Annotated in this window: 1 protein-coding gene; it reads right to left on the bottom strand. The window is 68.8% G+C overall.

Annotated elements, in window-relative coordinates:
- Positions 1-984 (bottom strand): beta-ketoacyl reductase (locus tag AB0C46_RS40720; protein WP_362834181.1); only part of this gene is annotated, 984 nt, incomplete at its 3' end.
- Between the last annotated feature and the right edge of the window lie 76 nt (positions 985-1,060).

Here is a 1,060-nt window from a genome sequence, read left to right as displayed (position 1 = left end):
GGTGGCGTTGGGGTGGTCGAAGACCATCGTGGAGGCCAGCCGGATACCAAGTGCCTGCGACAGGCGGTTGCGCAGCTCGACCGCGCCAACCGAGTCGAAGCCCAGATCCTTGAACGCCCGCTGCGGCAGCACATCCTCCGCCGAATCATGACCAAGGACCGCGGCCGCATGACCACGCACCAGCTCGGTCAGGACCTGCCGCTGCTCCGCAACCGGCATCCCCGCCAAACGACCAGCCCACGCACCAACCCCACCCGCCTCAGAAACAGTGGTATCAGCGGCCAGAGCGGCCCTCACCTCGGGCAGATCCGCCAGCAGACGACTGGCCCGATGCAACGTATAGGTCGGCACGAACCGCGCCCAGTCGAACCCGGCCACCACCATCGCACCCTCACCGGCATCCAGAACCTGACCCAGCGCCAGCATGCCCCGCCGCTCGTCAATGCCCTCCATACCGAACTCACGCAACCGCTCACCCCCGGTGCTCGCAGCCATCCCCACACCCGCCCACAAGCCCCACGCAACCGACGAAGCCACCAGACCCCGGGCCCTGCGAGCCTCCACCAGCGCATCCAGATGAGCATTCGCCGCCGCATACCCGGCCAGGCCACCACTGCCCCACACACCCGCACCCGACGAGAACAACACGAACGCGTCCAGATCCCGGTCCGCCGTCAACTCGTCCAGCACCACCGCACCGCCGACCTTCGCCGACAACAACCACGACAGATCCGAGGACTCCAGCTCCTCGACGGGCCGTCGGCCGCCCACACCCGCCGAGTGGATCACCGACGACAACACCGGGCCCGCAGCGTCGATCCGGTCCAGGAGACCCGCCACAGCGGCACGCTCAGCGATGTCACACGCCACCACCTCCACCGCCGTACCACCAGCCGCGATCGACGCCACCAGCTCCGCAACCCCGGCAGCACCAGGACCCGACCGAGACGTCAACACCACCCGCGACGCACCACGACCCGCCACCCAACGCGCCGTGATCGCACCCACACCACTCGTCCCACCCGTCACCAACACCGAACCACGCGGCGACCACACCGCC

Source organism: Streptomyces sp. NPDC048637 (assembly GCF_040650675.1).
Lineage (GTDB): Bacteria > Actinomycetota > Actinomycetes > Streptomycetales > Streptomycetaceae > Streptomyces.
Note: the sequence above shows the minus strand (reverse complement) of the source record. Positions and strands in the feature narration are given on the sequence as shown.